This window comes from Hymenobacter caeli, from assembly GCF_013294115.1.
Taxonomy (GTDB): domain Bacteria; phylum Bacteroidota; class Bacteroidia; order Cytophagales; family Hymenobacteraceae; genus Hymenobacter; species Hymenobacter caeli.
In genome coordinates this window covers 120,752-145,683 of record NZ_JABSNP010000001.1, presented here as the reverse complement: position 1 = coordinate 145,683, position 24,932 = coordinate 120,752, and the positions used below count along the sequence as shown (strand labels likewise).

The following is a 24,932-nucleotide window of genomic DNA, read 5'->3' as shown; positions in this document are numbered from 1 at the left end:
ATGACGCTGTTGAAGAAATCGATTATATAGCTTAGTTGAACGTCATGCCGAGCGCAGCCGAGGCATCTCGCGTGCGGCAGTAATTCAATCGTTCAACTGGTTGGTTGGATTGCTGCGGCACGCGAGATGCCTCGGCTGCGCTCGGCATGACGTGCTAACCGTTTTTGTAACTTTTCCAAACAGCTTCAATGATAGGCCGGAGGCGGAAGGCATTCAGAGGATATTCGTAGCTCATAGCTCATAACTCATCGGCAAAGTCCACCCAGCCTGGTTTTTGCGTACCTTCGCGTCTAAGCGGCGGGGCGTGAACGTGCTTTCAGGGGGCGTTTTTCGTTCGGTTTGGGGCGGGCGGGCAGCGGGGTTGGAACGGCCAGCCCCCGCCGCCGGTTCCGCGTTTTTCCACGGCAAAAGTACGGCCCCCCGGGCCCGGTTCTCCCTTTGAAGTTTTCCCTCCGCCCCTCCGGGCCGCTGCGCACCACGTTCTGGCCGGGCCTCGCGCTGCTGCTCTTGGCAGCGGGTGCGCTGCTCTCGTTCGCCGGCCAGCGCAAGCTGCCCGCCGACCCGCTGCCCAGCTCGCCCGTCGAAATGGCGTGGGTGGACAGCGTGTTCACTTCCCTCACGCCCGACCAGCGCCTGGGCCAGCTGTTCATGGTGGCCGCCTACTCGAACCGCGAAAAGGCCCACGCCGACCGCATCGAGCGGCTGGTGCGCAACCAGGGCATCGGCGGGGTCATGTTCCTGCAAGGGGGGCCCCAGCGCCAGGCCCTGATGACCAACCGCTTGCAGGCCGCCGCCAAGGTGCCGCTGCTCATCGCCACCGACGCCGAGTGGGGCCTCGACATGCGCCTCGACTCGTCGGCCCACTTCGCCAAGCAGATGACGCTGGGGGCCATGGACGACCCGCGCTACGTGTACCTCATGGGCCAGGCCATTGCCCGCAAGCTGCGGGCGCTGGGCGTGCACGTCAGCTTCGCGCCGGTGCTCGACGTGAACTCCAACCCCAACAACCCGGTGATTGGCAACCGCTCGTTTGGCGAAAACCAGGACCACGTGGCGGCCCTGGGCCTCCAGTACATCAAGGGCTTGCAGGACAACCAGGTGCTGGCCGTGGCCAAGCACTTCCCCGGCCACGGCGACACCGACACCGACTCGCACGTGGCCCTGCCGGTCGTCAACACCGACATGGCCCGGCTCACGAAGGTGGACCTGGTGCCCTTCCAGCAGGCGTTCGACGCGGGCGTGATGGGCACGATGGTGGCCCACCTCTACATCCCGCTCTTCGACACCACCAACGCCAAAACCACCACCCTCTCGCACGCCCTCGTGACGGACTTGCTGAAGGACAAGATGGGCTTTAAAGGGCTGGTGTTCACCGACGCGCTGAACATGCGCAGCGTGAGCAAGCTCTACAAAGACGGCGAGCTGGACGCCCTGGCCCTGGCCGCCGGCAACGACGTGCTGCTGTTTTCGGAAGACGTGCCGGCCGCCCTCACCCGCATCAAGGAGGCCGTGGCGGCGGGCCACCTCAACCAGGCCGACCTGGATTTGCGCGTCAAGAAAATCCTGCGGGCCAAGTACTGGGCCGGGCTGAACAAGTACCGGCCCGCCAACCTGGCCACGCTGCGCGACAGCCTCAACCAGCCCGGCACGCGGGTGCTGGGCCAGCGCATCTTCGAGCACGCCGTGACGGTGGTGAAGAACGACGACCACCTGCTGCCCTTCCAGCGGCTCGACACGCTGCGCGTCGCGGCCCTCACCATCGGCACCCCGGCCGAGGGGCCCTACGCCACCATCTTCAACAAGTACCAGCCGGGCCCGGTGTACGCCGTGGCCGACCGCTACGCCCCGGACTCGACGTTTGCCCGGCTGCTGCCCCGCCTCGCGCCCTACAACGTGGTGGTGGTGAGCCTGCACAGCCTCAACAACACGCCCGGCCACAGCTACGGCCTGGGCGAGGGGGCCCTGAAGTTCCTCAAGCAGCTCGAAGCCACCAAGGGCGTGAAGACGGTGGTGGTGGCGATGGGCAACGCCTACGCCCTCAAGTACCTGGAGGGGGCCCGCACGCTGGTGTGCGCTTACGAGGACCACTACGCCGCGCAGCTCGTGGTGCCGCAGGTGCTGTTCGGGGCCCTGCCGGCGCGGGGCAAGCTGCCGGTCACCGTCTCCCCCACCCTGCCTTTGGGCACCGGCCTGGCCACGCCCGACCTGCACCGCCTGCGCTACGGCACCCCCGAAAGCGAGGGCCTCGACTCGCGCGTGCTGGCCGGCATCGACAACATCGCCCTCGAAAGCCAGACCTACGCCGCCGCCCCCGGCTGCCAGGTGCTGGTGGCCAAAAACGGCACCGTGGTGTTCGACCAGAGCTACGGCTACTGCACCTACGACCAGAGCCAGCCCGTGACCAGCAGCACGTTGTACGACCTGGCGTCGGTGACGAAGGTGGCCGGCACCTTGCAGGCCGTGATGTACCTCAAGGACCAGGGCCGCCTGAACCTGGACGAAAAGGTGGCCGCCTACCTGCCCGAGATGGCCCGCACCAACAAGCGCGAGATGACCGTGCGCGACGTACTGCTGCACCAGGCGGGCCTCAAGCCGGGCATCCCCACCTGGGAGCGCACCGTGCGCGACGGCAAGCTCAAGCCCAGCTTCTACTCCAGCCTGAAGTCGGGCGACTTCCCCAACGAGGTGGCCCCCGGCGAGTACAGCGTGAAGGCCGCCGACGACTCGGTGTGGGCCTGGACGCTGCGCTCGGCGCTGCTGCCCAAGGTGCGCGGCCACTACCCGGTGGAGTACTCCGACCTCAGCTTTCTGATTATGAAGCGCCTGAGCGAGAAACTATTGAAGCAGCCCATTGAGGAGTTTTTGCAAACTAATTTCTACCGTCCCCTGGGCCTGGGCAGCCTGACGTATAACCCGCTCACGCGCTTCCCCAGGAGCTGTATCGCGCCCACCGAAAACGACACCTACTACCGCCACGAGCAGCTGCAAGGCACCGTGCACGACCAGATGGCGGCCCTGGTGGGCGGCGTGGGGGGCCACGCCGGCCTGTTTGCCACCGCCAACGACCTGGCCGTGCTCATGCAGATGGACCTGCAAAACGGCAACTACGGCGGCACCCGCTACTTCCAGACGCCGGTGGTGACGGAGTTTGCCCGCCCCCAGGTGGCCGGCAACAAGCGCGGCCTGGGCTGGGACCACGGCGACCCCAGCAAGCCCCAGGGGCCCACCAGCAGCCTGGCCCCGGCCAGCACCTTCGGCCACACCGGCTTCACGGGCACCTGCGTGTGGATGGACCCCGACAACCAAATTCTCTACATCTTCCTCTCCAACCGCGTGTACCCCGACGCGGGCAACAACAAGCTGCGCCAGTACAACATCCGCACCCGCATCCACGAGGTGATTTACAAGGCCCTGGCCGCCGGGCAGAGCAAGGGGCCCGCCGCCGGCGGCAAGGCGGCCACGGGCGGGCAGTAAGCGCCGTTCCCGCGGGCTTGTGCACCGCTCGGCGGCCGGCCCCCCCCGTGAAGCGACGTAGCACGGGAACCGCTCCAGCGCCTGGCAACCGGCGGTCAATGCCCCGTTTTGTGGTATAAAATCCTCATTTACCCCGCAAAAATGCGGTAAATGGACCCCCATTGAAAAACGTGCCTTAAATAGGGCACCGCCGGGCGGAACACTTTTCCGTGGCTCACCGGAAGTTTTTAGCTCGTGATAGTCAGGGGCGTTTCGGTCGGCCGCAACCACTGATTCTCCCCGCGGGTGCCGCTTGCTTCGTTCCCGTACCGGCTCAATTTATTCAATCAACGCAAAGCCTAGCCATGCACAAACGTTTGCTTTTCCTCGGTTTTCTTTTGGTGGCGGCCCTGTCCGGGGCGCGCTCGTTGGCCGCGCCGGGGCCCCGGCAGCGCCTGTTGCTGGACTACGGCTGGCAGTTTATCCAGGCGGATGCACAAGGTGCCGACAAAATAGATTTTGACGACCGGCCGTGGCGGGCCCTGAACCTGCCGCACGACTGGAGCATCGAGGGCGAATTCAAGGAAGATGCCCCCACGACGGGCTACGGCGGGTACCTGCCCGCGGGCATCGGGTGGTACCGCAAGCACTTTCGTTTGCCGCAGCTCTCGAACGGCCAGAAATGCTGGGTGGAGTTTGAAGGCGTTTACATGAACAGCGAGGTGTGGCTCAACGGGCACTCGCTGGGCAAACACGCTTTTGGCTACACCGGCTTTTACTACGACCTCTCGCCTTTCCTCAGCAAAGGCGAGAACGTTATTGCCGTCCGGGTCGACAACTCCCTTCAGCCCAACAACCGCTGGTATTCCGGCTCGGGCATCTACCGGCACGTGTGGCTCAACGTTGCCAATCCCGTGCACGTGGCCCAGTGGGGCACGTACATCACCACGCCGGCGGCCGATTCGGCGGCGGCCACCGTGGCCGTCCGCACGACGGTGGAGAATAGCCTGCCAACCCCCCAAAACATTGTGCTGCGGTCGGTCGTCAAGAATGCGGCCGGCGCAACGGTTGGCGTGGTCGATACGCCGGTTACCCTGGCCGCCGCCGGCAGCACCGACGTTGCGCAAACCCTGAAAATAACCGCGCCCGCCCTGTGGTCGGTGGCCACGCCGGCGCTCTACACGCTGCATTCGTCGGTGCTGACCGGGAAAAAGGTGGGCGACAACACCACGTCTTCGTTCGGCATCCGGCGCATCGAGTACGACCAGGACAAGGGGTTTTTGCTGAACGGCAAACACGTGAAAATGAACGGCGTATGCCTGCATTCCGATGCCGGTTGCCTGGGCGTGGCGGTGCCCCGGCAGGCCTGGGTCCGGCGCTTGCAAACGCTGAAGGCCATGGGCTGCAACGCCATCCGCACGGCCCACAACCCGCCCGACCCGGACTTCCTGGAGCTGTGCGACCAGATGGGGTTCCTGGTGATGGACGAAGCCTTCGACGAATGGGAAATTGCCAAAGGCCAGGTCCAGTACAGCTACCACACCCTGTTCGCTGAAAATTCCCAGCCCGACCTGGTGTCCATGCTCCACCGCGACCGCAACCACCCGTCCATCGTCATCTGGAGCGCGGGCAACGAGGTGCTGGACCAGGGCAAAGCGCGGGGCGTAGAAGTGCTCAAAAACTTGCTCGCCACCTTTCACCGAGAAGACCCGACCCGGCCGGTGACGGTGGGCAACGACCGGATTGCGGACGTGGAGTACCCGGCCACCCCTGCTTTCCTGGACTTGCAGGACGTGGTGGGGTACAACTACGTGGACCGCTGGCTCAACCGCCGGGAATTGTACTACAGCATCGACAAGCAGGCACACCCGGCCTGGAAAGTGATTGGCACCGAAAACGGCTCCATTTACAGCATGCGCGGCGTGTACCGGCTGGCCTCGGACAAAGTCGTCGGGCGGCCGGGCTTCCGGCCCGGCAGCTACAACACCAGCATGGTGAAGGCCGAGCAGCTGTGGAAGTTCACGGCCGTGCACGACTACGTCATCGGCGACTTCATGTGGACGGGCATCGACCACCTCGGCGAGGCCCACTGGCCGTTCAAGAGCTCCAGCTCGGGGGTCATCGACCTGTGCGGCTTTCCCAAGGACAGCTACTATTTCTACCAAAGCCAGTGGACCGATAAGCCCATGGTGCACGCGTTTCCCCATTGGAACTGGGCCGGCCGCGAAGGCCAGGTGATTCCCGTGGTGGCTTACACGAATTGCGACAGCGTGGAGCTGTTCGTCAACGGGAAATCCTTCGGCAGTAAATCGGTGGCCTTTCCGCAGCAGGGCAACTCCGGCGGCAACAACAAATTCGCCCATCCCTTCGTGAACGCCACCACGTCCGACCTGCACCTCTCGTGGGACGTGCCCTACGAACCCGGCACACTGAAGCTGGTGGGCAGGAAAAACGGCACCACGGTAAGCGAAGAAGTGCGCACCACCGGGCCCCCGGCGGCCCTTCGGCTGTCGGTGGATAAAAAAACCATCGACGCCGACGCCTGGGACATTGCCGACGTAAAAGTGGAAGTCCTGGATGCCAAGGGCCTAGTGGTTCCGAACGCGGACAACCTCATTGAGTTTAAAGTTGAAGGCGCGGGCACGCTGGCGGGCACCGACAACGGCAACCCGCAGGACCGCACCACCATGCAGAGCAAACAGCGCCAGGCGTTCAGCGGGCTGGCCCTGGCGGTTGTCCGCTCCCGCGACCAGCCCGGCACCATTCGAATAACCGCGTCGTCCGGAAATCTCCAATCCGATACTATTCAGCTCACGGCGCGCAAACCCGTTAATGCTCCTGGCAGGGTAATCGGCTTAAAGTGAGCTGTTACTACTGGGGCAACGGCCCCACTCCTGGCCCAGCAGGCCCGCCCACTGATGCACTGGCGACTAAGAAACGCCACCGGTTCGCCCCGGCTTTCACGAACCGGTGCTACTCCTGGGATTGTTGAGTGGCAGCCGCTAGGCAACAATTGCCGGGGCCCTGGCAGGGCTAGGGCAGTATTGAGGCTGGCCCCTGCTTGGCCCAACTCGGCAAAAGACCCCAAATCCTGCTCAGCGCGGGGCCCGGTCGAATACTTCGCCGTCGGCCAGCTCGTACCGAATCAGGCCGTCCTGCTTGTCCCAGTAAAATGCCTGCATCCGCTGGTTGCCGCGGTTTGTGCCGTTGCTCCCGTTGCGAAAGACGTAGGCGTCCGGGTAGGTTTTGCCCGTGGTGGCCAGCGTGCAGGCCTGCCGCGCCAGCTTGGCCCCGGGCGCACCTAGCTGGGCAGGAGTAGTGCACTCCAGCCCGGCCAGGTAAAACTTGAGGTCGCCCGGAATCTTCGGCGTGATTTTGTGCAGGTTCACTACCAGGTCCCGGTTTTTATCGTCGTACTGGGTGCCCAGCCGCAGCACTATTTGGCTGAAAATGGGTTGGTAGGGCCCCGCCTCCAGGTAGTTGCAGTCGGTGTTTTCGTGCCACTCCTGCCGGGGCTGCACCGTGAGCGTGTTCGTCGCGCCCCGGTTGCTGCGGAAGGCCACCACCGCGCCCGGCGCATAAGCAGCGAGCCACGCCCGCTCGTCGGGCGTGAGCACCACTTCCTGGCAAGTACAGCCCGCCAGCAGCGGGAAAAGTAACGAAAGAAACTTCCTCATGCGTTGGGTCCAACCAGGATGGTGCCACCCCTGCCCGGGCCACTGGCTTATACGTGGCCCAGCGGCGCAGGGGATAAGCGCAACGGTGCTTTCCGTAGCGGGGTGCGGGCTATTCTTTAATGAACCGGTGCCGCACCTGACCCTGCGCGTTGCTGATTTCCAGGTAATAGATTCCGGGGGCCAAGCCGGGCAGGTCGAGCGCGGTGCCTTCGGCCGGGGCGCGGCCGGTTAGTACCGGCTGGCCCAGCGCGTTCAGCACGCGGTAGGCACTGCCGGCCGGGGCCCCGAAGCGGATGTGCTGCTGCGCCGGGTTGGGAAACACGCCGGTTTGCGCCGCGTCGGGCAGCACGGCTACCACCGGCGAGTAGGTGGCGGTGCCGTCCGCATCCACCTGGCGCAGCCGGTAGTAGAGCGGCCCGCCGGCTGCATCGGCGTCGAGCCAGCTATAAGCATGGGCCGCGGTGCTGCTGCCGCTGCCCGGCACCGTTTTCAGGGTGGCAAACGCCTGCCCGTCGGCGCTCCGCTGCACCTCGAAGCGGCTGTTGTTCCGCTCGCTGGCCGTGGCCCACTCCAGCAACACCGCCGGCCCCTGCCGCCGGGCCGTGAAGCCGGTGAGGACGACGGGCAGCGGGTTGTTGCCCGCGCCACCGGTGGCCTCGGTGCTGGCCAGCACAAAATCGCTGAACGACGCGAACGGTACCGTGCTCGTGATGCTGCCCACCGGGGCCGCGGTGCCCGTGCCGCCCAGGTCGAGCCAGTTACCGGCGTTGTCGCTCTTGGCAATGCGCAGCTTACCAGTGGCATCTACCTGGTCGTCAACGTCGTATTTAAGCGTGACCGTCCCTTGGGAAAAATTGGTGGCCCCGTTGTTGGTGATGTTGAAGTAGCGCACCCGCGACACCCGCTGCACGCTACCGGCCGCCGTGGGAAAAGCCCGGGCCACCGGGGCCTGGTTGAATTGCTGGGCCGTGTAAGTGGTGGGCGCGTCCGCCTGCTGCCCGGTGAGCGTGAGCGGCCGGTAAGCTCTACCACTGCCGATTGGGAAGGTTAAATTGACCACTGTACCGGCTTGCATCAGGCTCAATGGCCCGTTGATGAAGCTGGTGGTGCTGCCGCTTATCATGGCGGCGGCCCCCAGGGTCAGGCCGTTGGCAGCGGTTGTAGAGACCAGGCCACTGGTGAGCGTGAGGGTACCGTTCACTTGCAGCGGGCGTTGCAGCGCGAGGCCCGCCGGGTTGTTCAACACCAGGGTCACGTTAGAAGGCAGCGTCAAGGGACTGCTGGCGGTGCCACCGATGGTTTGGGCCGCCGCACCGTTTAAAGTCAGCAATAGCTTGTTAGCGGGAATGGGGACGAAGGCCAGACTGCCCCCGTCTAGCACAAGATTCCCTTTCAAATCAAGCTGGGCAACGTCGATGGTGTGAGCCCCACCTGAAACAATTAAGTCATTTACTATAGTCGTTGGCTCGGTGCTGTAAGTAGTGTTCACCATTGTCCGGGTGGTATTGAGCCTTAGATAGCCGAAGGAATGGCCCGCCAGCCCGATTTCATTCGAGCCATTGGAGGTGTACAGGAACAAGCTACGGGGATCAAGGCTGATAACATCGTAGGTATTCCCGCCGAAAGGACTAGCGCCGCTGCTCTGCTCACACGTGGCTCCGGCGTGAAATACTACCGAGCCCGTACTTCCTTTGGCTGAACCGAAAGGATTGCCGCCAAACTTTAAGCCAGCTAAAAAGTAGCTACCGTTCATGAATTCGACGGCCCCCATTGTAGGGGAAATTAATGTGTGGGTGCTACTGGAAGTAATGGCAGTATTTCCAATGGGGCCCAAAAACTCCAGCCGGCCGGCAATACCCGCCCGAGCGGTGGTGGCCATCTGAATTTTTAACGCCGAATTACTCCCCTGCGTGCCCACAACTTTCACCAGCGTACCGGCATCCAGCTGCAAGCCCACGGCCGGGGGCTGGGCCCCGATGACGAGCGTTTTGATATCTCATATATTCAACGTGGCTTGCACGTTATTGCTAAAAATCAGTTGCCCAATGGTTTGCGAAGCAGCGAAGTCCAGGTTTACGCTGGTACTTGTTGTAATGGTTCCATCGAACATCAGAACGTCGCTGGCCGCTGGCGTCACCCGGAGGGGCAACCAGTTACCGGCAGTACCCCAGTTGGAATCAATGAAGGCGGTCCAAGTGTAGCGTGCCTGGCCAAAGCTGGCGAAGGCGGTCAACACAAAGAAGAGGGTGGCCGCGCTGGTGGCGCGAAAGCAGTGCTTGGTAGAAGTTTGTGGCATATAGTATTTTGAAGGACAGCCCCAAAATTACCTTGCCAGCCAGCCTTGTGAACTACTAATGAAATAATAATTTGAAATTTTTGTACTCAAGTATGCCCCCGCGCTGCATAGAAACGGTCTTTAAGCTGGGGGGTAGTGGGAAGCTGTGGGGCGCAGGAGTGGCCCCCGCCCGTCGCTGAATGAACCCCTTGCCGGGCCACGGGAGTGGGGCGGGGGCCGCCCCGCCCCTGCGGGGCGGGCGGTGCGCGAACCTGCGAACGGCTCAGTTCGCCGCCTCCCACACGTTGTCTTTCGGGAAGCTGTCGGGCACGTAGAGGCTGCCGAGCACCACCTGCTGGATAGGCTTTTTACCGGCCACGGGCACGGCCACGGTGCGGGCCCCGGCCTGCCACACGGCGATGGTGCGGTGAATTTTCTGGGTGGTACCGTCGGCGAAGGTGATGAGCAGGTCGATGGGCACGGGCTTGGTGCCCTTGGCTTCGATTACGATGTCGCCGCCCCCGGCGGGGCGCGTCACGCGGGCAATGGCCAGGTCGGGGTAGCCGTCGTCGAAAAACCAGCGCTGCCAGAACCAGTTCAGGTTTTGGCCCGCCCCGGCGTTCATCGAGTTGAAGAAATCGTAGGGCATCGGGTGCTTGCCGTGCCAGTTGCGGATGTAGGTGTGCAGGGCCTTGGTGAACAGCTCGTCGCCCAGCAGGTCTTTCACGAACAGGTAGCCCAGGCCCGGCTTGGGGTACGAATTCAGGAAAAAGGCCTGGTCGGTTTGCTGGCTGCTGAGCGTCACGATGGGCGGGTCGGCCTCGGTGCCGGCGGCCAAGTTGTAGGGCTGCATCCCGTAGGAATCCACCAGGGCGGGGTCAATCAGGCTGGAAATCAGCCACTCGCCGATGGTGGCCCAGCCCTCGTCCATCCACCCGTACTTGGTCTCGTTGATGCCCATGTAGAACGGGAACATCGTGTGGAAAATCTCGTGGTCGGTGAGGGTGATGGCCTCGGGGCGGGTGGCGCTGGGGTTGTCGTTCACCATCATCGGGTACTCCATCTGGTCGCGGCCGTCGAACACCGTTTCGTGGCTGTACGGAAACGGCCACTTCGGAAACGTGTAGCTCATGGCCAGCACCGTGCGCCGGGCAATGTCCATCACGTCTTTGTAGTCGCGGTGCAGGGGCGAGTACACGGCATCGACGCGGGTGCGGCGCTGGGTTTTGGGGTCCACCACGGGGCTGGCGGCCTGCCACACGTAGTGGTCGGCGGTGGCGAACACGAAGTCCGTGACGTCGCGGGCCTCGAAGCGCCAGGCGTTCTGCGCGTCGGGGTTGGTCACGTCGCGCCGCCGCACGTCGGTGCTGTCGATGATGGTCGTCACGCCCTCGGTCTGCTCGGCCTGGTGCAGGCGGTCGATGTACTTTTTGGCCAGCACCTCGCCGGGATTCACCAGGTCGCCGGTGGCCCACACCACGTAGTTGCGCGGCACGGTGATGGACGCTTTGAACGTGCAGAAATCGTTGTAGAACTCGGCCACGCCGGTGTAGGGCCAGCGGTTCCAGCCGTCGATGTCGTCGTACACGGCAATGCGGGGGAAGAAGTACGCCACGAACGCCGCCCCCGGCTCTACCTCGCCGGTGCGGTTGTGCGAGCCCAGGTTGAGGGTGTAGGCGTAGGCGATGGCCACCTTCACGCTTTGCCGGGGCAGCAGCGGCGCGGCCAGCGGCACGGGCAGGTTGGTGGCGTCGATGGGCAGCTGGCGCACGTCGTAGCGCTGCTCGCCGATGGCCAGGTCCTGAATCTGCACGCCGTCGCCCGCGTCTTCCGCCGCGATGCGGTTCACCCGCGGGGCCCCTTCCTGGTACAGGTTGGGGTAGAGCTTGAACCAGATTTGGCGCAGCGTGTCGGGGCTGTTGTTTTGGTACACGATGTCCACCGTGCCCGAGAGGCGGCGCGACGACGGGTTGTACGCCACGTCGATGTCGTAGGCGGCCGTGTTTTGCCAGTAGCGCGGGCCGGGGGCCCCGGCTTCGGTGCGGGTGCCCTTGCCGTAGGTGGCCAGCAAATTGCGCGGAATGGGCAGTCGCGACTGGGCCCGGCCGCCGAGGGCCAGCAGGGCCAACAGCAGGGCCAAAGGCCCGCTGCGCCGGAAAAAACGGTTATTCAAGCGGCAGGGAGGTCAGAAAAACGAACGCAACGCATACGCAAAGCAAGCCGCTGCCGGGCGGAAAATCATTTTTTTATCCCGCCCGCTGCAACAATTCCCCTGTTTTACCGACCAACTACGTAGAGACCTCGGCCAACCTCCGCCCGGGCCGCGCGGCAACATCTGCCGGGCGGCCCGGTTACCCCCGCGCTTATTTTTCCTTCGCGGCGGTCCGCCCCCGCCCGGCGGCGGACGGCCCGCAACGAACGGCGGCCCGGCCGATTACCGAATTCCCACCACTGCCCGCTTTTTTTATGAACATCGGCATCGTCTGCTATCCCACTTACGGAGGCTCCGGCGTGGTGGCCACTGAGCTGGGCAAGGCCCTGGCCCAGCGCGGCCACCGCGTCCACTTCATCACCTACAGCCAGCCGGTGCGGCTCGACTTCTTCAACGAAAACCTGTTCTACCACGAGGTGTACGTGCCGGCGTACCCGCTCTTCCAGTTCCCGCCCTACGAGTCGGCCCTGGCCAGCAAAATGGTGGACATCGTGCAGAACGAAAAGCTCGACGTGCTGCACGTGCACTACGCCATTCCGCACGCCTCGGCGGCCTTCCTGGCCAAGCAGATTCTGCGCGCGCGCGGCATCGCGGCCCCGGTCGTTACCACGCTGCACGGCACCGACATCACGCTGGTGGGCAAAGACGCCAGCTACGAGCCGGTGGTCACGTTCAGTATCAACCAGAGCGACGGCGTGACGGCCGTATCGGCCGACTTGCGGCGCGAGACCTACGAGTCGTTCCCCATCGAAAAAGAAGTGGAGGTGATTCCCAACTTCATCGACCTCGTGCGCTTCCGCAAGCAGGACAAGAGCCACTTCCGGGCCGCCATTGCGCCCGAGGGCGAGAAGCTGCTCGTCCACACCAGTAATTTCCGGGCCGTGAAGCGCGTGGAAGACGTGCTCCGCATCTTCTGCGGGGTGCGGGCCGTCATCCCCGCCAAGCTGCTGCTGGTGGGCGACGGCCCCGACCGCAACCGCATGGAGAAGCTGGCCCGCGACCTCGACTGCCAGCGCGACATCCGTTTCCTGGGCAAGCTCGAGGCCGTGGAGGAAGTGCTCAGCGTGGGCGACCTGTTCCTGATGCCGTCCGAAAACGAGAGCTTCGGCCTGGCCGCCCTGGAGGCCATGGCCTGCGAAGTGCCCGTGGTGAGCACCAACGCCGGCGGCATCCCCGAGCTGAATATCAACGGCGTGACCGGCATGGTGAGCAACATCGGCGACGTGGACGACATGGTGAAAAACGCCCTCTACGTGCTCGACGACGCCAACCTGCCCCGCTTCAAGGCCGCCGCCCGCGCCCGCGCCGAGGAGTTTGCCGTGGCCAACATCGTGCCCTTGTACGAGGACTGCTACCGCCGCGCCATCGCCGCCACCCTGGCCGCGGTGTAGCTACGGGCGCTGGCCGATTTGCACCGACCAGTAAAAAAACATGCCGTAGGAGGCCAGCATGAGCAGGGCGTAGCCCGCCAGGTCGGAGGCGTTGAGGGCCGTGCGCTCGGCGGGCGTCATCGTGGGCCGGTTGGGAAGGATGAACGGCCGGCCGTTGAGCCGCTCGCTCAGCCAGTTGACCAGGCCAAACGCCACTACGAAGGTGGGCGGCACCAGCAGCCCCGCCACGGTGCCGGCGGCGGGGTAGCGCACCGGTCCGGCGTAGTAGTAGCCGAAAAGCGCCGCCAGCAGTAGCCCGGCGCCCAGCCAGCGCCCGTAGGGCCCCGGCCGGTACAGGCTGCGGTACCAGCCAAACAGCAGCATGCCCACCGGCAGGGCCAGGCCCGCCGTGCCCAGCGCCCGCAACCAGTTGATGACCCCCATCGGCTTACAGAAAAATGTCCGCTATTTCCCGCCAGCTGTTCACCCGGCGGCAGCCCGTGGTGTGGGCGTTGTGCGGGGCGCTGAACAACAGGCCCTCGCCCCGGAAGCCGTCGAAATTGTAGGCGTTGTCGTCAATCAGGTAGTCGGCGTTGAGGATGCGCTTGTCGCCGCAGAACACGTAGTTCGGCCACGGAATGAACGCAAAATGCTGCTGGAGCCAGTGGTACTTGTCCAAAAACGAGTTGGGAAATTCCATCGCGGCCGTGGCCACGAACAGCTCGTAGCGCTCGGCCATCCGGCGCAGCACGTCCTGGCTGTCGGCCACCACGGGCAGGTCGCGGAAGAAGCCGGGCGCGTTGGGGTAGGCCCGCAGGGCGGCTTGGTGCTCGGGGGCCACGGCGTCGGCGGCGTCCTTGCCGTGCAGGGTTTCCAGGGTCAGCTCCCGCTGGAAGTCGCGGCCGTACCACTCCTGAAAGCGGGCAATGGAGTCGGCCATTACCTCGTCCATGTCAACGGCAATGCGGGTTTTGGGGGGCATAGGTGGGCGTTAGGCGCTGGCGAGCAGCTGGTGGTACCGGGGCCGCAGCCGGTCGGCAAAGCTTACATCGAGCCGCGCGAGCAACTCAAGTTGCCGGGCAAATAACAGAATGCGGGTGTCCTGCCCGGCCACCCGGTGGCGCAGCTCGTATTGGCTGGCCATCGAGAAGGTAACGGCGCTGAATATTACAAACAGCAATTCTTCGAGGTGCTGGAAAACCTCGTGCGCCACTTCCTGGCCGCGCTCCACCACCACGAAGTGGTACCCGGCCGCATCGGCCCGCACCTCGGGCCGGGCGTAGTCTTCGTTGCGGCCAAACGTGGGCAGCAGCGCGGCCGGGGCCCCCAGCAGCTGGCCCAGGGCCCGTACAACGGTTTCAACGGCGGCCAGGGTCATCGGGGCACTCGCTTAAAACAGGCTGGCGGCCTCGCGCTTTACGGCGGCCAGGGCCTGGGCGGTGGGCTCGGCGGCGTCGGTCATCAGGCCTTCGAGGATGCGCTTGGCCAGCTCGGTGCCGCGGGTCTGGGCGGGGTTTTGCAGGCCGTGGTAGGCGCGGTTCACCATCGTAAGCACGCTTTCCTTGGCCTCGCGCACCAAGGCCCAGGTGTCGGCCGAGAGGTAGAGCTGCTGCGAGATGTTGTGCTCGTACTCGGCCCGGATTTCCTGTTGCAGCAGCCGGTGGAAGTCGGGGGCGGTTTGGCCGGCGCTGCTCAGGCGCACCAGCACGTTGTTGGGCGAGATGCGCTCGAGCAGCAGCACCACCCGCTCGTAGGCCTGCAGGCGCAGCGGCAGCGTGGCCTTGCTGCTGTCGAGCCGCATCTCGATGAGGCGGCGCTGCTGGTCTTTCTCCAGGTACTGCTTGAACAGCAGGTAGATAGAGCCGGCCACGATGAGGGCGGGCAGGATAATTTTGAGCAGCTCGAAAAGGTAAGCGGGCGAATCCATAGAACGAATAAAAGGATAGGGAGTAAAACCGGCCCGGGGCCCGGCCGGGCAAAACTACGCCCTGAACCGCCGCCCTTCCGCGCCTGTTTGCAAGAACCAATGCACCGGCCCGCGCCGTTTGTATATTTGTAATTGTTCCATTTACCATTCCTCCGTAATTCCGTATGGCCACCGTCGCAACCCTCGCCCCCATCAGCCTCACCGACCGCGCCGTGGTCGAGGTAAAGAATATCATCCAGGAAAAAAACGTCCCCGACGACTACGGCCTGCGCATCGGCGTGCAGGGCGGCGGCTGCTCGGGCATGAGCTACCTGCTCGGCTTCGACAAAGCCAAGGACCAGGACGAAACCTACGACCTCGACGGCCTCCGGCTCATCATGGACAAGAAGCACGCCATGTACGTGATGGGCATGGAAGTCGACTTCCAGGACGGCCTCAACGCCCGCGGCTTCGTGTTCAACAACCCCCAGGCCAAGAGCACCTGCGGCTGCGGCTCGTCGTTCTCGGCCTAAACAACCGCTGCTTTCAACTGATTGATTGGCTGCGATTTCGCTGATTTAAACCCGTTTGGTATGAGCGTTCAGTTCGTGTTGGATGCGGCCGGCAAGCAAACGGCCGTGCTGGTGCCCATCCGGGAATGGGAGCGCATCCAGAAAAGCCTGCAAAAGCCGGCCGCTGCCAAGAAAGCAGCGGCCCCCGGCGCAGCGGCCAAGGAGCGCTTTAAGGAGGAGTTCCGCGAGGCCGTGCGCGAAATGAAGCTCATGGAAGCCGGCAAAATACCGAAGTACCCGTTGCACCAGCTTTTAGCCGAATTGGATAATGAGCCATAGCGTCGAAACGATAGCATCTTTTCGACGCGAGCTAAAACGCTTGCTCAAAAAATATCCTTCGCTCCGGCAGGAAATTGATAATTTGCTTGAGGTGCTGGAAACCGACCCCACCCAGGGCACCAGCCTGGGCCACGGCTGCTACAAGATTCGCCTGCGCATCGCCAGCAAAAGCAAGGGCAAAAGCGGCGGCCCGGGTAATTACCTGCGTTGTATCCGTGGCGGCCGAAGTTTACCTGCTGTCGATTTACGATAAATCGGAGCAGGCCAACATTTCCGACGCGGAGCTGCTGGCCCTCGTGAGCGAGATTCCCACTATTAACCCCTGAAAAAAGCCCTGGCAATGCCCCTGGGGATTTTTACCTCTCCTAAAAGCCTCTGGTATGGACGTTAAATATCTGTCGGACGAGAAAGGGAAAATTACCGGTGTCTTCATTGCCATCGCCGACTGGGAGCAGCTGCAAAAGCAGTACGGCATCGTCCTCACCGAGCCGGCCGCGGCGGCCACCCAGTTTCAGCGCAACCTGGCCGGGGCCCTGGCAAAGGCCGGGCCCCAAGGCTCCGACACGCCCTGAGCCCCGTCCCACCCTTCATTCACTTTCGCATGGACTCTTTGGTTGTGACCCCGGCTTCGGAAGCCGATTTGCAGCTCCTTACGGCGCTCCTCAAAAAGATGAAGATTAAGGCCCGGGTAGTTGCCGCCCCCGCCGAAGCGCCGCTTAGCGCCGCTACCAAGGCCGCCAAGGCCGCGGCCAACAAGCTCATTCCCCGCACCAAAGCCGAGCGCGACCTAGTGGAGGCCATTGGGGAGATGAAAGAAATTATGGCCGGCCGCAAGCAGGCCATTTCTCTCAAGCAATTCCTTGACGAAGTTGAATAGTTTCAGGGTTCAGGCCATCGAGGCGTTCCAGCGGGAGGCTAAGCCGTTGCTAAAGCGATACATTTCTTTAAAAGCGGAGCTTTACGCATTGAACGATATACTGGCTGAAATGCCCAGAACCGGCACCGCCCTCGGGCAAAACTGCTACAAAATCCGGCTGAAAATTGCTAGTAAGGGGAAGGGGAGCAGCGGTGGGGCCCGCGTCATCACCTGCGTGGTGGCGTGGCGGAAACGGTTTACCTGCTTTCGATTACGATAAGTCCGGACAGGACAGCATCTCCGAAAAACGCCTCAAAGAACTGCTGGCGCTAATTCCGCCCGCCTTTTAGCGTTATTTTACGGGGGCTTGCATTGCTAAATCAGCACCGGCCCGCGCCGCCGGAAGCTGCCGCCGGCCCGCTCAGTACGTCTTGTTCATGTCCTCCGGCACCACCACCACGTAGTCGGCCACGTTGAGGTTGTCTTTGTCCAACCGGTCCAGCTGCGCCTGCGTCACCACGCTGAGGGTGCGCACTTTGAGCGCGGGGCCCCCTTGGCGCAGGTAGGCCACGATGCCGTCGTGGTGGTCGGAGTGGTAGCTGCCGTTGAGGTGGAGCAGGGTTTGGCCGGGCTGGCGGCTGGCGCGGATGAAGTAGGCCATTGTGGCGTCTTTCAGGGCCTGGGCCTGGATGACGGTCTGGGCCCCGCCGCCGTGGGGGCCGCTGCCCCCGCCGAACATGGCGGCCATGTTTTTGTAGCCGGGCAGCTCGTAGTCCACCTTAATGGGCAGCGGGGCCAGCAGGGCCCGGTCGGCGGCGGGCAGCTTGTCGAGGGCAGCGAGGCTGCCGCGGGCCACCGTCTGGGCGAAGGGCCGGGGGGCGTTGGTGCCGATGACGGCAATCTGGTGGGCCTGGGCGAATTGCAGCAACGGGCGGTAGTCGGTGCCGTAGTTGGGCCAGGGGCGGGCCTGGCGCTCGAAGGCCGAGTCGGGCAGGGTGCCGGCGGCGTATTGGGCCACCAGCGGCTGCACGTCGCGCTCGAACATTTCCATCCCCAGCACGAGCTTGCCGGGGCCCTTGAGGCGCTGCAAGTCCTTGGCCACCTGCAGCTCCAGCCAGTGGGCCAGCGGGTCGTTGTGCTGCTCGCCGAAGAGCACCACGTCGGCCTGGGCCAGGTCGGCCACCATCTGGTCGTAGTCGGCGGCCTTGTTGTCGGCCGTGAAGAGGCGGTAGGCGGGCCGGTCGCCCAGCGTGAAACTGCACAGGGCCAGCAGGCAGACGAGTTTTAGCGCGAGGTTTTGCAAGGTTTTGGGGAGGTTTCGCAGGGGGTGAAGCGGGTAGCCCGTCGCGCTTACCAACAACCCGGCCCCGAAGTCGGTTGCGAAAACCCTACCCTTTATAGAACATCCACTTGCCCAGCTCCTTGTAGGTTACTTTTTTGCCGTACATGAGGATGCCCACCCGGTAGATGCGGGCCGCCACCCACGTCACGCCCACGAAGCCGGCCACCAGCAGCGTGCCCGAGAGCAGCAGCTGCCACAGCGGCACCCCAAAGGGCAGGCGCATCACCATGGCAATGGGCGAAGTGAAGGGAATCATCGACAGCCAGAACGCCAGGGGCCCGTTGGGGTCGCCGTTGATAATGACGTTGATGCTCACGACGTAGCTGAGGATGAGCGGAATGGTGACCGGAAACATGAACTGCTGGGCGTCCGTCTGGTCGTCCACCGCCGAGCCGATGGCCGCGAACATGGCCGAGTACAGCAGGTAGCCGCCCAGGAAGAAGAACAGGAACCCGCCGATGATGCGGCCGATGGGCAAGCCGTCCAGCAGCGCCCAGATGCTGAACGGGGCCCCGGGGCGCGGCGCGGCCACGGGCGGCGCGTCGGCCGCCGCCGCGGCGCTGCTGGGCGTGGTATTGGCCACCAGCGGCCGGTCGTTGACGGCGGGGGGGACCACTGCCGCGGGGGCCCCGGGGCGGGCGGCCACCACAGCGGCCGGCTTGTCGCTGAGCAGCAGCGGCACGAGCACCGTGGTGAGGCCCCACGAGAGCGCCAGCCACAGCCCGAACTGCGTGAGCACCACGCCCGCGATGCCCAGGATTTTGCCCATCATGAGCTGGAACGGCTTCACAGACGAAATCATGACCTCCATGATGCGGTTCGACTTCTCCTCGCTCACGCCGCGCATCACCTGTACGCCGTACACGAAAATGAAAAAGTATACCAGAATGGACAGCACGTAGGCCATGCTGGTGGTGGTGCGCACGTCGTTGCGCCCGTCGCCCTGCCGCGTCAGGTCCACGGCCGTCAGCTCGATGCGGGCCTGCAAGTCGTCGATGGTGGACTGCTTCAGGCCCGAGCGCTCCATCTTCAGGGCCCCCAGGGCTTTGCTCACGGCCGCCCGCACGTTGCTCTGCCGCCGGAGCGGCACGTTGCCGTTGCCGAGCAGCTGCACGCCCCCGGTGCTGTCGATGCTGACGCTGGCCGGCACGTACAGCAGCGCGTCCTCCTTGGTTTTGGCCTTTTTAAACGCCTCCTCCGACGCGGCCAGCGACGCGCCCAGCGCGGGCACGAACTGCACGTCGTCGGTATTCACGAGGTGCGCCAGCAGGTGCAAATTGCTTTCGTCGTACACGGCCACCACGTCGGGCGAGCCGCCTCCGCCCAGCTTGGCGATGGCCAGCGACGAGCCCGCCAGCAGCACCGGGGCCAGCAGCGAAATCACCAGAAAGCTCTTTTTGCGCACCCGGGTCAGGTATTCGCGCTGAATGATGAGCCAGATTTTGTCCATGACGAGGGGTAGGTTATACGTGGTTTTCAGGATGTCCTGCCGAGTTTGTCGAAGCGAAGCTGTTTGGGAAGGCTTGCCATTCAAAATTGACCGTCATGCCGAGCGCAGCCGAGGCATCTCGCGTGCGGCAGTGAATCAATCCGTGCAACGAAGCACGCGAGATGCCTCGGCTGCGCTCGGCATGACGACCTTCCGTTCGATGTTCAACTGGCGGCTTCGGCCGGGGCCGTTTCGGGCATGGTTTCGCCCACGCGCTGGATGAAAATCTCGTTGATGCTCGGAATCCGCTCGCGGAAGGCGTGCACCTCCACCTGCCCGATGAGGAAGCGCAGCAGCTCGTTGGGCGTCACGCCGGCGTGCAGTTTCACCTGGGCGTAGAAGTGGTCGTTTTCGCGGGCTTTCTGCTCCACCACCTCAAAATCGGGGTGCGTGAGGAGGGGGCGGCCCTTGCCTTCCACCTCGTAGGTGTTGGTTTTGAACTGGTTTTTGATGGCCGACACCGGCCCGTCGAGCACCTTGCGCGACTTGTTAATCAGGGCGATGCTGTCGCACAGCTCCTCCACCGATTCCATCCGGTGCGTGGAGAAGATGATGGTGGCCCCCTGCGCCCGCAGGTCCAGAATCTCGTCTTTTATCAGGTTAGCGTTGATGGGGTCGAAGCCCGAGAACGGCTCGTCGAGGATGATGAGCTTGGGCTGGTGCAGCACCGTGGCGATGAACTGCACCTTCTGCTGCATGCCCTTGCTGAGGTCTTCCACGTTTTTCTGGGCCCAGGGCGTGAGGTCGAGCCGCGCCAGCCACTGCTTGATGCGGGCCACGGCGTCGGCCCGGGTCAGGCCCCGCAGCCGGGCCAGGTAGAGGAGCTGCTCGCCTACCTGCATCTTTTTGTAGAGGCCCCGCTCCTCGGGCAGGTAGCCGATTTCGCCGATGTGGGCGGGCCCCAGCCGCTGGCCCCGAAAGCGGATTTCGCCCCCGTCGGCCCCCGTAATCTGGGTGATGATGCGGATGAGCGAGGTTTTGCCCGCCCCGTTGGGCCCCAGCAGCCCGAAGATGCTCTGCTCAGGAATGGCGAGGCTCACGCCGTCGAGGGCGGTGTGGGCGGCGTAGGTTTTGCGCACGTCCAGGGCTTCGAGGATAGGAGTCATAGCCGAAAAAAAGGAAGTATAGGAAGTTGCAAGAATACGCATGAATAGCCGGGGCCCCAACTCAGGCCCCGGGGGGCGGCTCGTCCAGCTCGCGCAGTTGGCCTTCGAGGCGGTCGAGGTGCTGGCCGTAGAGGCGTTGGAGTTGCCAACGGGTAACCGGTATTACCAGCGCCCGCACCAGCCCGCCCGCCCCAAGCAGTATGCCCGTCAAGAGCGGCAAGCGTCCCCAATGAACCGGCTGGTGGCGCAGTATTTCCTGGCCAACCCGTGCTAGCTCGCGCCCCATTGGCAGGCCGAGCGTCACCAGCAAAGTAATGGGCACCATCGCCAACGTCAGGCCGTAATTGAAACGCAGCATCTGCCGCAACCCTGCGCAAAGCCGTGCCAAATGATTACGCACGCTACCGGTAATTTTCGTCATTTGGCGCAGCGCGCCCAGCACGCGGTAGTAGTAGTACAGCAGCACGAAAGTCAGCAGCAGCAGCAGGTGGGGCAGCAAGCCCAGCTCCGGCACAAAGGGCAGGAATCCGACCGTGGCTGCCGCAAGCAATGCCGTCCCAACGGCTTCCCACCGCGCATTGCGACGCATTTTATCTACCAGGCTGCCCCGTTGCCGGGTCAGCAAGGCACTGAGTTCAGCAAGGGTGAGCGCGGCCGAAGCAGATGGCGCGGGCTGCTGCCACTGCCGGCGCAAATCGTCGAGTTCCATAATGAATAAGGCTTAGCGGCGAACCAATAATTGACGGAGCTTTTCTTGCACGCGGTGCATTTTCACGCGCACGTTGTTTTGGGTAATACCCAGTATTTCAGCCATTTCTTCGTAGGGCCGGTCTTCCAGGTACAATAGCACGAAGGCCTTGTCGACCTCCGACAGCCGGGCAATGGCGCGGTACAGGGCGGCGGTTTCTTCGGGCTCAAAGGCGGCGGCTTCGGGGGCCTGGGCCACTTGCAGCGCGTCGGCGCCGAGGGCCCCGGGCGCTGGGTGGCGGGTGCGGTGGCGCAGGTTGCTCACGGCCACGTTCAGGGCCACGCGGTAGAGCCAGGTGCTGAGCTGGGCGCCCGGCTGGGGCACGTAGCGCGGCCACGCCCGCCACAGCTGGAGCACAATTTCCTGGAACAGGTCCTGGCGGTCGTCGGCATCCTGGCAGTACAAGCGGGCCACGCGGCGCAGCAGCGGCTGGTACGTTTGCAGGGCTCCCACGAAGTCGGGCAAAGGAGCAACGGCGGTCATGCGGAGCGGTAATTTCGGGAAGTTAATCGCCGCCCGCCGCCGCGCATTACAGGGTGCTGGGAAAAGTTTGGGTTTGCCCGTTCAGCGGCACCTCACCCCCTAGCCCCCTCTCCAAAAAAGAGGGGGAACTAGTCTTTAGTTTTAGGCTGGATTCTAGAGCTAGTCCCCCCTCTTTTTTGGAGAGGGGGCTAGGGGGTGAGGTGCCGCTGAACGGGGCCCCACACCCCCCCACAAAAACGCCCCGCCCGGCCGAAGCCAAGCGGGGCGTTTCTCCAAAAGCCCGGCGGGCTTACTGGAAATATTCCTTCACTTTCTCGAAAAAGCCCTTCTCGTTCTTGCCGGGGTGGGGCACGAAGTTCTGCGAGTCGCGCAGCTTTTCGAGCAGGTCGCGCTCCTCGCTGCTCACGGCCTTGGGCGTCCACACGTTGAGGTGGATGAGCTGGTCGCCACGGCCGTAGCCGTTCAGGTCCTTGATGCCCTTGCCGCGCAGGCGCAGGATTTTGCCCGGCTGGGTGCCGGGGTCCACCTTTATTTTAACCTTGCCCTCAATGGTGGGCACCTCCAGGTTGGCCCCCAGGGCGGCGTCCACGAACGAGATGTACTGCTCGAACATGATGTTGTTGCCGTCGCGCTTCAGGAACTCGTGCGGCTCCTCCTCAATCTGGATGAGCAGGTCGCCGGGCACACCGCCGCGCTCGGGGTAGTTGCCCTTGCCGTTCATGCTCAGCTGCATGTCGTTGGCCACGCCGGCGGGGATGTTGATCGGAATCACTTCCTCGTGCAGCTGGCGGCCTTCGCCCTTGCACACGTCGCAGGTAGCCGTCACGGTCTTGCCCTCGCCGTTGCAGGTGGGGCAGGTGCTGCTGCTCACCATCTGGCCCAGCATGGTGTTCACCACGCGCTTCACCTGGCCCTGGCCCTGGCAGGTGGCGCAGGTTTTCAGCTCGGTGCCGTTTTTGGCCCCGGTGCCGCCGCACGGCGCGCAGGCCACGTAGCGCTTCACCTTAATCTTTTTCTCGACGCCGTTGGCCACTTCCTCCAAATCGAGCTTCAGCTTGATGCGCAGGTTCGAGCCCTTGCGCACGCGCTTGCCGCCCCGCTGCCCGCCGAAGAAACCTTCAAAGCCGCCGCCCCCGCCGCCGAAAATGTCGCCGAACTGCGAGAAAATGTCCTCCATGTTGGGGGCCCCGCCGCCGCCGCCCTGCTGGTGCCCAAACCGGTCGTAGCGGGCCCGCTTGTCGGCGTTGCTCAGCACCTCGTAGGCCTCGGCCGCCTCCTTGAATTTGTCCTCGGCCGTGGGGTCGTCGGGGTTTTTGTCGGGGTGGTACTTGATGGCCATCTTGCGGTACGCCGACTTAATCTCGTCGCCGGCCGCGGTGCGGGCCACGCCCAGTACCTCGTAATAATCTGCCTTGGCTGCCATGATAGGTAATTAATAGTCAGTACTAAATAGTCAGTATCACGACTTGTAGAGTATTCATTGAGTTGCGTAGGTCCGAAGGCTCGTCCGGTTACCGGCTGGCCCAAGACCAGCAATTTACTGCCCCAGCACCACTTTGGCGTGGCGAATCACCTTGTCGCCCAAGTAATAGCCTTTTTCTACCTCGTCAACAATCTTGCCGCGCAAATCGTCGCTCGGGGCCGGAATCTGGGTGATGGCCTCGTGCAAATCGGCGTCGAAGTCGCCGCCCTTCACCTCCATCGGCACCAGGCCTTTCTGCTGCAAGGTTTTGCTGAGCTTGTTGTAGATGATGGCGATGCTTTCGCGCACGGCGTCGGCGTCGGGGGTGGCGAGGGTGGCGGCGCGGGCCCGCTCAAAATCATCGAGCACCGGCAGCAGGGCCGTCATCAACTCCTGGTTGGCGGTTTTGAACAGCTCCAGGCGCTCCTTGGTGGTGCGGCGCTTGTAGTTCTCAAACTCGGCGGCCTGGCGCAGGTACTTGTCTTTGAGGTCGGCCAGCTCGGCGTCGGCGCGGGAGCCAGCGGCGTCGGTATCGGTGGTTTCGCCGTCGGCCATTTCGCCAGCGGCGTGGGCAGGGTCAGCGGTCAGGTTGTCGTCCTGGGGCAGGTTGTTATCGTTGGCCATTGTCGGAAATATGCGTCGGAATGGGTTTTTCACGGGGTTGGGCCTTGCGGCAAAGGGCCGGGCGCAAGGAGTTTGCCAAAGGCGCGGGGGCTGCCATTGTGGCACGGGCACTTCTTGCCGCTTCATTCACTCTTTGGCATTTACCAAACCAATTTTAGATTCCCTGCTGCACGTTCCGCTCTTCAATCAGTCGGTTGACAGGCGGTTGAATATTCCCGCGCACGCCTCCCCCACCGGAAAAATTTCCTTGCCCGGCCGCCGCAACCGAACCCAATGACTTATGAAGCCAGTCCTAAAGTGCAGGCCCCGACCGGCCCCCTAAGGCCGCAACCTCCCGTAAGCGGCCGCGGCCGGCATCCCGGCGTCGGCCACCGGCGTACCGGGCAGGCATTTCCTGGTTTTGGCAACCTTCACGGTGCCGTTCAACGGCAAGCGGGCTGGGCCGCTGCGCCCTTAAAAAAGGGGCCCTCCGGCGTAGGGGCCCCACCCGGGCGGGGCCGCACGCCGGGGCCCCGCCGGCTAGCGGGTGGCCAGCAGGCCCACGGCCGGCAGCGTGCGCGTGCTGGGCACGTCGAGCACCACCCGCGCACGCCGGTAGCCCACGGCCTCGTAGTTGAGCTGCACCGGGCCGTTGTCGGGCAGCAGCAGGGTGAAGTTGCCCTGCGCATCGGCCACGCCCATCTGCTTCAGCTTGCCCGCCACCCACACCGTGGCCCCGGGCAGGGGCCGTCCGCCGGCCGTCACCGAGCCGTGCAACAGCAGGGGCTGGGGCTCGGCCAAAAACCGCTTGGCGGGGGCCACCGCCACGGGGCATAGGGCCGTCACGGCGCGGCGCGACACCCGCGCCGTGCGAACGCGCCGCACCGTTGTACGCCTTACCGCCGTGCGCCGGGCGCCAGCAGCCGTTCCGCCCCGCGCCCCTGCCCCGCCCCCCGCCGCTTCGGCAGCAAGCCCCACAAAAAACAGCGCGGCGGCGAGGAGCAGGGAGGCGAAGCGCATAACGGACCAAAAAAAGGTTGGGAGGGTGCGGGCAGACGAGTAGCTTGGCGAACTATCGGAAGCAAACCTATCCCCATTA

The 24,932-nt window shown here is 64.0% G+C and carries 24 protein-coding genes; 8 read left to right on the top strand and 16 right to left on the bottom strand.

The genetic code is table 11. The annotated features are described in order from the left end of the window. The first annotated feature begins 438 nt into the window (after positions 1 to 438). Positions 439 to 3,474 (top strand): glycoside hydrolase family 3 N-terminal domain-containing protein, encoded by a 3,036-nt coding sequence (locus HNP98_RS00610; RefSeq protein WP_246274901.1) that lies wholly within the window; start codon positions 439 to 441, stop codon positions 3,472 to 3,474. Positions 3,475 to 3,854: 380 nt separating this feature from the next. Then, positions 3,855 to 6,317: a glycoside hydrolase family 2 TIM barrel-domain containing protein gene (locus HNP98_RS00605; RefSeq protein WP_217425606.1), complete on the top strand. Its 2,463-nt coding sequence runs from the start codon at positions 3,855 to 3,857 to the stop codon at positions 6,315 to 6,317. Between the two features lie 231 nt (positions 6,318 to 6,548). Here HNP98_RS00605 and HNP98_RS00600 read toward each other — a convergent pair whose 3' ends face one another. From HNP98_RS00600 to HNP98_RS00585, 4 genes are all read right to left on the bottom strand, one after another. Further along, the gene (locus tag HNP98_RS00600) at positions 6,549 to 7,130 is read right to left on the bottom strand and encodes a hypothetical protein (RefSeq protein WP_173808105.1); all 582 of its coding nucleotides are present in this window, start codon (positions 7,128 to 7,130) and stop codon (positions 6,549 to 6,551) included. 109 nt (positions 7,131 to 7,239) lie between these two features. Next, the gene (locus HNP98_RS00595) at positions 7,240 to 8,460 is read right to left on the bottom strand and encodes a T9SS type A sorting domain-containing protein (RefSeq protein WP_173808104.1); all 1,221 of its coding nucleotides are present in this window, start codon (positions 8,458 to 8,460) and stop codon (positions 7,240 to 7,242) included. Between the two features lie 666 nt (positions 8,461 to 9,126). Then, entirely contained in the window at positions 9,127 to 9,426 is a 300-nt protein-coding gene (locus HNP98_RS00590; protein ID WP_173808103.1) for a hypothetical protein, read from the bottom strand. A 262-nt stretch (positions 9,427 to 9,688) separates the two neighbouring features. Next, entirely contained in the window at positions 9,689 to 11,578 is a 1,890-nt protein-coding gene (locus tag HNP98_RS00585) for a M1 family metallopeptidase (RefSeq protein ID WP_246274900.1), read from the bottom strand. Positions 11,579 to 11,871: 293 nt separating this feature from the next. Here HNP98_RS00585 and bshA point away from each other — a divergent pair, with 293 nt between their 5' ends. Continuing rightward, positions 11,872 to 13,008 carry an N-acetyl-alpha-D-glucosaminyl L-malate synthase BshA gene (gene bshA, locus HNP98_RS00580; protein ID WP_173808102.1) on the top strand — a complete coding sequence of 379 codons (1,137 nt, stop codon included), beginning with the start codon at positions 11,872 to 11,874 and terminating at the stop codon, positions 13,006 to 13,008. Here the strand turns inward: bshA and HNP98_RS00575 are convergent, their stop codons facing one another. From HNP98_RS00575 to HNP98_RS00560, 4 genes are read right to left on the bottom strand one after another with little or no spacing between them, the layout of a single operon-like run. Continuing rightward, positions 13,009 to 13,431 carry a hypothetical protein gene (locus HNP98_RS00575; RefSeq protein ID WP_173808101.1) on the bottom strand — a complete coding sequence of 141 codons (423 nt, stop codon included), beginning with the start codon at positions 13,429 to 13,431 and terminating at the stop codon, positions 13,009 to 13,011. 4 nt (positions 13,432 to 13,435) lie between these two features. Next, positions 13,436 to 13,969 carry a 5' nucleotidase, NT5C type gene (locus HNP98_RS00570; RefSeq protein ID WP_173808100.1) on the bottom strand — a complete coding sequence of 178 codons (534 nt, stop codon included), beginning with the start codon at positions 13,967 to 13,969 and terminating at the stop codon, positions 13,436 to 13,438. A gap of 9 nt (positions 13,970 to 13,978) precedes the next feature. Continuing rightward, positions 13,979 to 14,365: an Imm63 family immunity protein gene (locus tag HNP98_RS00565; RefSeq protein ID WP_173808099.1), complete on the bottom strand. Its 387-nt coding sequence runs from the start codon at positions 14,363 to 14,365 to the stop codon at positions 13,979 to 13,981. A gap of 12 nt (positions 14,366 to 14,377) precedes the next feature. Next, positions 14,378 to 14,914: a DUF7935 family protein gene (locus HNP98_RS00560; RefSeq protein ID WP_173808098.1), complete on the bottom strand. Its 537-nt coding sequence runs from the start codon at positions 14,912 to 14,914 to the stop codon at positions 14,378 to 14,380. Between the two features lie 164 nt (positions 14,915 to 15,078). On the opposite strand from HNP98_RS00560, the gene HNP98_RS00555 reads away from it, so the two are divergent. The 5 genes from HNP98_RS00555 (at position 15,079) to HNP98_RS00535 (ending at position 16,621) form a co-directional block, all read left to right on the top strand. After that, entirely contained in the window at positions 15,079 to 15,426 is a 348-nt protein-coding gene (locus HNP98_RS00555; RefSeq protein ID WP_173808097.1) for a HesB/IscA family protein, read from the top strand. 60 nt (positions 15,427 to 15,486) lie between these two features. Beyond that, the gene (locus HNP98_RS00550; RefSeq protein ID WP_173808096.1) at positions 15,487 to 15,744 is read left to right on the top strand and encodes a hypothetical protein; all 258 of its coding nucleotides are present in this window, start codon (positions 15,487 to 15,489) and stop codon (positions 15,742 to 15,744) included. Then, positions 15,734 to 15,997: a hypothetical protein gene (locus HNP98_RS00545; RefSeq protein ID WP_317171006.1), complete on the top strand. Its 264-nt coding sequence runs from the start codon at positions 15,734 to 15,736 to the stop codon at positions 15,995 to 15,997. Before HNP98_RS00550 ends, HNP98_RS00545 begins: the two co-directional genes overlap by 11 nt. Positions 15,998 to 16,124: 127 nt before the next feature. Next, the gene (locus HNP98_RS00540; RefSeq protein WP_173808095.1) at positions 16,125 to 16,316 is read left to right on the top strand and encodes a hypothetical protein; all 192 of its coding nucleotides are present in this window, start codon (positions 16,125 to 16,127) and stop codon (positions 16,314 to 16,316) included. Between the two features lie 29 nt (positions 16,317 to 16,345). Continuing rightward, complete coding sequence (locus HNP98_RS00535) at positions 16,346 to 16,621, top strand: hypothetical protein (RefSeq protein ID WP_173808094.1); 276 nt, start codon at positions 16,346 to 16,348, stop codon at positions 16,619 to 16,621. 400 nt (positions 16,622 to 17,021) lie between these two features. Here the strand turns inward: HNP98_RS00535 and HNP98_RS00530 are convergent, their stop codons facing one another. From HNP98_RS00530 to HNP98_RS00495, 8 genes are all read right to left on the bottom strand, one after another. Continuing rightward, a complete protein-coding gene (locus tag HNP98_RS00530; RefSeq protein ID WP_246274899.1) occupies positions 17,022 to 17,903 on the bottom strand; it encodes a ChaN family lipoprotein in 882 nt (293 codons plus the stop codon). A gap of 85 nt (positions 17,904 to 17,988) precedes the next feature. Next, positions 17,989 to 19,392: an ABC transporter permease gene (locus HNP98_RS00525; protein WP_173808093.1), complete on the bottom strand. Its 1,404-nt coding sequence runs from the start codon at positions 19,390 to 19,392 to the stop codon at positions 17,989 to 17,991. Positions 19,393 to 19,595: 203 nt separating this feature from the next. Continuing rightward, positions 19,596 to 20,537: an ABC transporter ATP-binding protein gene (locus HNP98_RS00520; protein ID WP_173808092.1), complete on the bottom strand. Its 942-nt coding sequence runs from the start codon at positions 20,535 to 20,537 to the stop codon at positions 19,596 to 19,598. Positions 20,538 to 20,598: 61 nt separating this feature from the next. Continuing rightward, positions 20,599 to 21,246 (bottom strand): hypothetical protein, encoded by a 648-nt coding sequence (locus HNP98_RS00515; protein WP_173808091.1) that lies wholly within the window; start codon positions 21,244 to 21,246, stop codon positions 20,599 to 20,601. Positions 21,247 to 21,258: 12 nt separating this feature from the next. After that, complete coding sequence (locus HNP98_RS00510; protein WP_173808090.1) at positions 21,259 to 21,768, bottom strand: RNA polymerase sigma factor; 510 nt, start codon at positions 21,766 to 21,768, stop codon at positions 21,259 to 21,261. A gap of 289 nt (positions 21,769 to 22,057) precedes the next feature. Next, positions 22,058 to 23,191, bottom strand: a complete 1,134-nt coding sequence (dnaJ, locus tag HNP98_RS00505; RefSeq protein ID WP_173808089.1) for a molecular chaperone DnaJ — start codon at positions 23,189 to 23,191, stop codon at positions 22,058 to 22,060. A 114-nt stretch (positions 23,192 to 23,305) separates the two neighbouring features. Then, positions 23,306 to 23,854, bottom strand: a complete 549-nt coding sequence (locus HNP98_RS00500) for a nucleotide exchange factor GrpE (protein ID WP_173808088.1) — start codon at positions 23,852 to 23,854, stop codon at positions 23,306 to 23,308. Between the two features lie 519 nt (positions 23,855 to 24,373). Beyond that, the gene (locus HNP98_RS00495; RefSeq protein ID WP_173808087.1) at positions 24,374 to 24,853 is read right to left on the bottom strand and encodes a carboxypeptidase-like regulatory domain-containing protein; all 480 of its coding nucleotides are present in this window, start codon (positions 24,851 to 24,853) and stop codon (positions 24,374 to 24,376) included. Between the last annotated feature and the right edge of the window lie 79 nt (positions 24,854 to 24,932).

Bases quoted from the DNA above. Each gene is read 5' to 3' on its own strand.
- HNP98_RS00600 (WP_173808105.1), bottom strand. From the start codon at position 7,130: ATGAGGAAGTTTCTTTCGTTACTTTTCCCGCTGCTGGCGGGCTGTACT.
- HNP98_RS00590 (WP_173808103.1), bottom strand. From the start codon at position 9,426: ATGCCACAAACTTCTACCAAGCACTGCTTTCGCGCCACCAGCGCGGCC.
- bshA (WP_173808102.1), top strand. From the start codon at position 11,872: ATGAACATCGGCATCGTCTGCTATCCCACTTACGGAGGCTCCGGCGTG.
- HNP98_RS00575 (WP_173808101.1), bottom strand. From the start codon at position 13,431: ATGGGGGTCATCAACTGGTTGCGGGCGCTGGGCACGGCGGGCCTGGCC.
- HNP98_RS00570 (WP_173808100.1), bottom strand. From the start codon at position 13,969: ATGCCCCCCAAAACCCGCATTGCCGTTGACATGGACGAGGTAATGGCC.
- HNP98_RS00565 (WP_173808099.1), bottom strand. From the start codon at position 14,365: ATGACCCTGGCCGCCGTTGAAACCGTTGTACGGGCCCTGGGCCAGCTG.
- HNP98_RS00560 (WP_173808098.1), bottom strand. From the start codon at position 14,914: ATGGATTCGCCCGCTTACCTTTTCGAGCTGCTCAAAATTATCCTGCCC.
- HNP98_RS00555 (WP_173808097.1), top strand. From the start codon at position 15,079: ATGGCCACCGTCGCAACCCTCGCCCCCATCAGCCTCACCGACCGCGCC.
- HNP98_RS00550 (WP_173808096.1), top strand. From the start codon at position 15,487: ATGAGCGTTCAGTTCGTGTTGGATGCGGCCGGCAAGCAAACGGCCGTG.
- HNP98_RS00545 (WP_317171006.1), top strand. From the start codon at position 15,734: ATGAGCCATAGCGTCGAAACGATAGCATCTTTTCGACGCGAGCTAAAA.
- HNP98_RS00540 (WP_173808095.1), top strand. From the start codon at position 16,125: ATGGACGTTAAATATCTGTCGGACGAGAAAGGGAAAATTACCGGTGTC.
- HNP98_RS00535 (WP_173808094.1), top strand. From the start codon at position 16,346: ATGGACTCTTTGGTTGTGACCCCGGCTTCGGAAGCCGATTTGCAGCTC.
- HNP98_RS00525 (WP_173808093.1), bottom strand. From the start codon at position 19,392: ATGGACAAAATCTGGCTCATCATTCAGCGCGAATACCTGACCCGGGTG.
- HNP98_RS00520 (WP_173808092.1), bottom strand. From the start codon at position 20,537: ATGACTCCTATCCTCGAAGCCCTGGACGTGCGCAAAACCTACGCCGCC.
- HNP98_RS00515 (WP_173808091.1), bottom strand. From the start codon at position 21,246: ATGGAACTCGACGATTTGCGCCGGCAGTGGCAGCAGCCCGCGCCATCT.
- HNP98_RS00510 (WP_173808090.1), bottom strand. From the start codon at position 21,768: ATGACCGCCGTTGCTCCTTTGCCCGACTTCGTGGGAGCCCTGCAAACG.
- dnaJ (WP_173808089.1), bottom strand. From the start codon at position 23,191: ATGGCAGCCAAGGCAGATTATTACGAGGTACTGGGCGTGGCCCGCACC.
- HNP98_RS00500 (WP_173808088.1), bottom strand. From the start codon at position 23,854: ATGGCCAACGATAACAACCTGCCCCAGGACGACAACCTGACCGCTGAC.
- HNP98_RS00495 (WP_173808087.1), bottom strand. From the start codon at position 24,853: ATGCGCTTCGCCTCCCTGCTCCTCGCCGCCGCGCTGTTTTTTGTGGGG.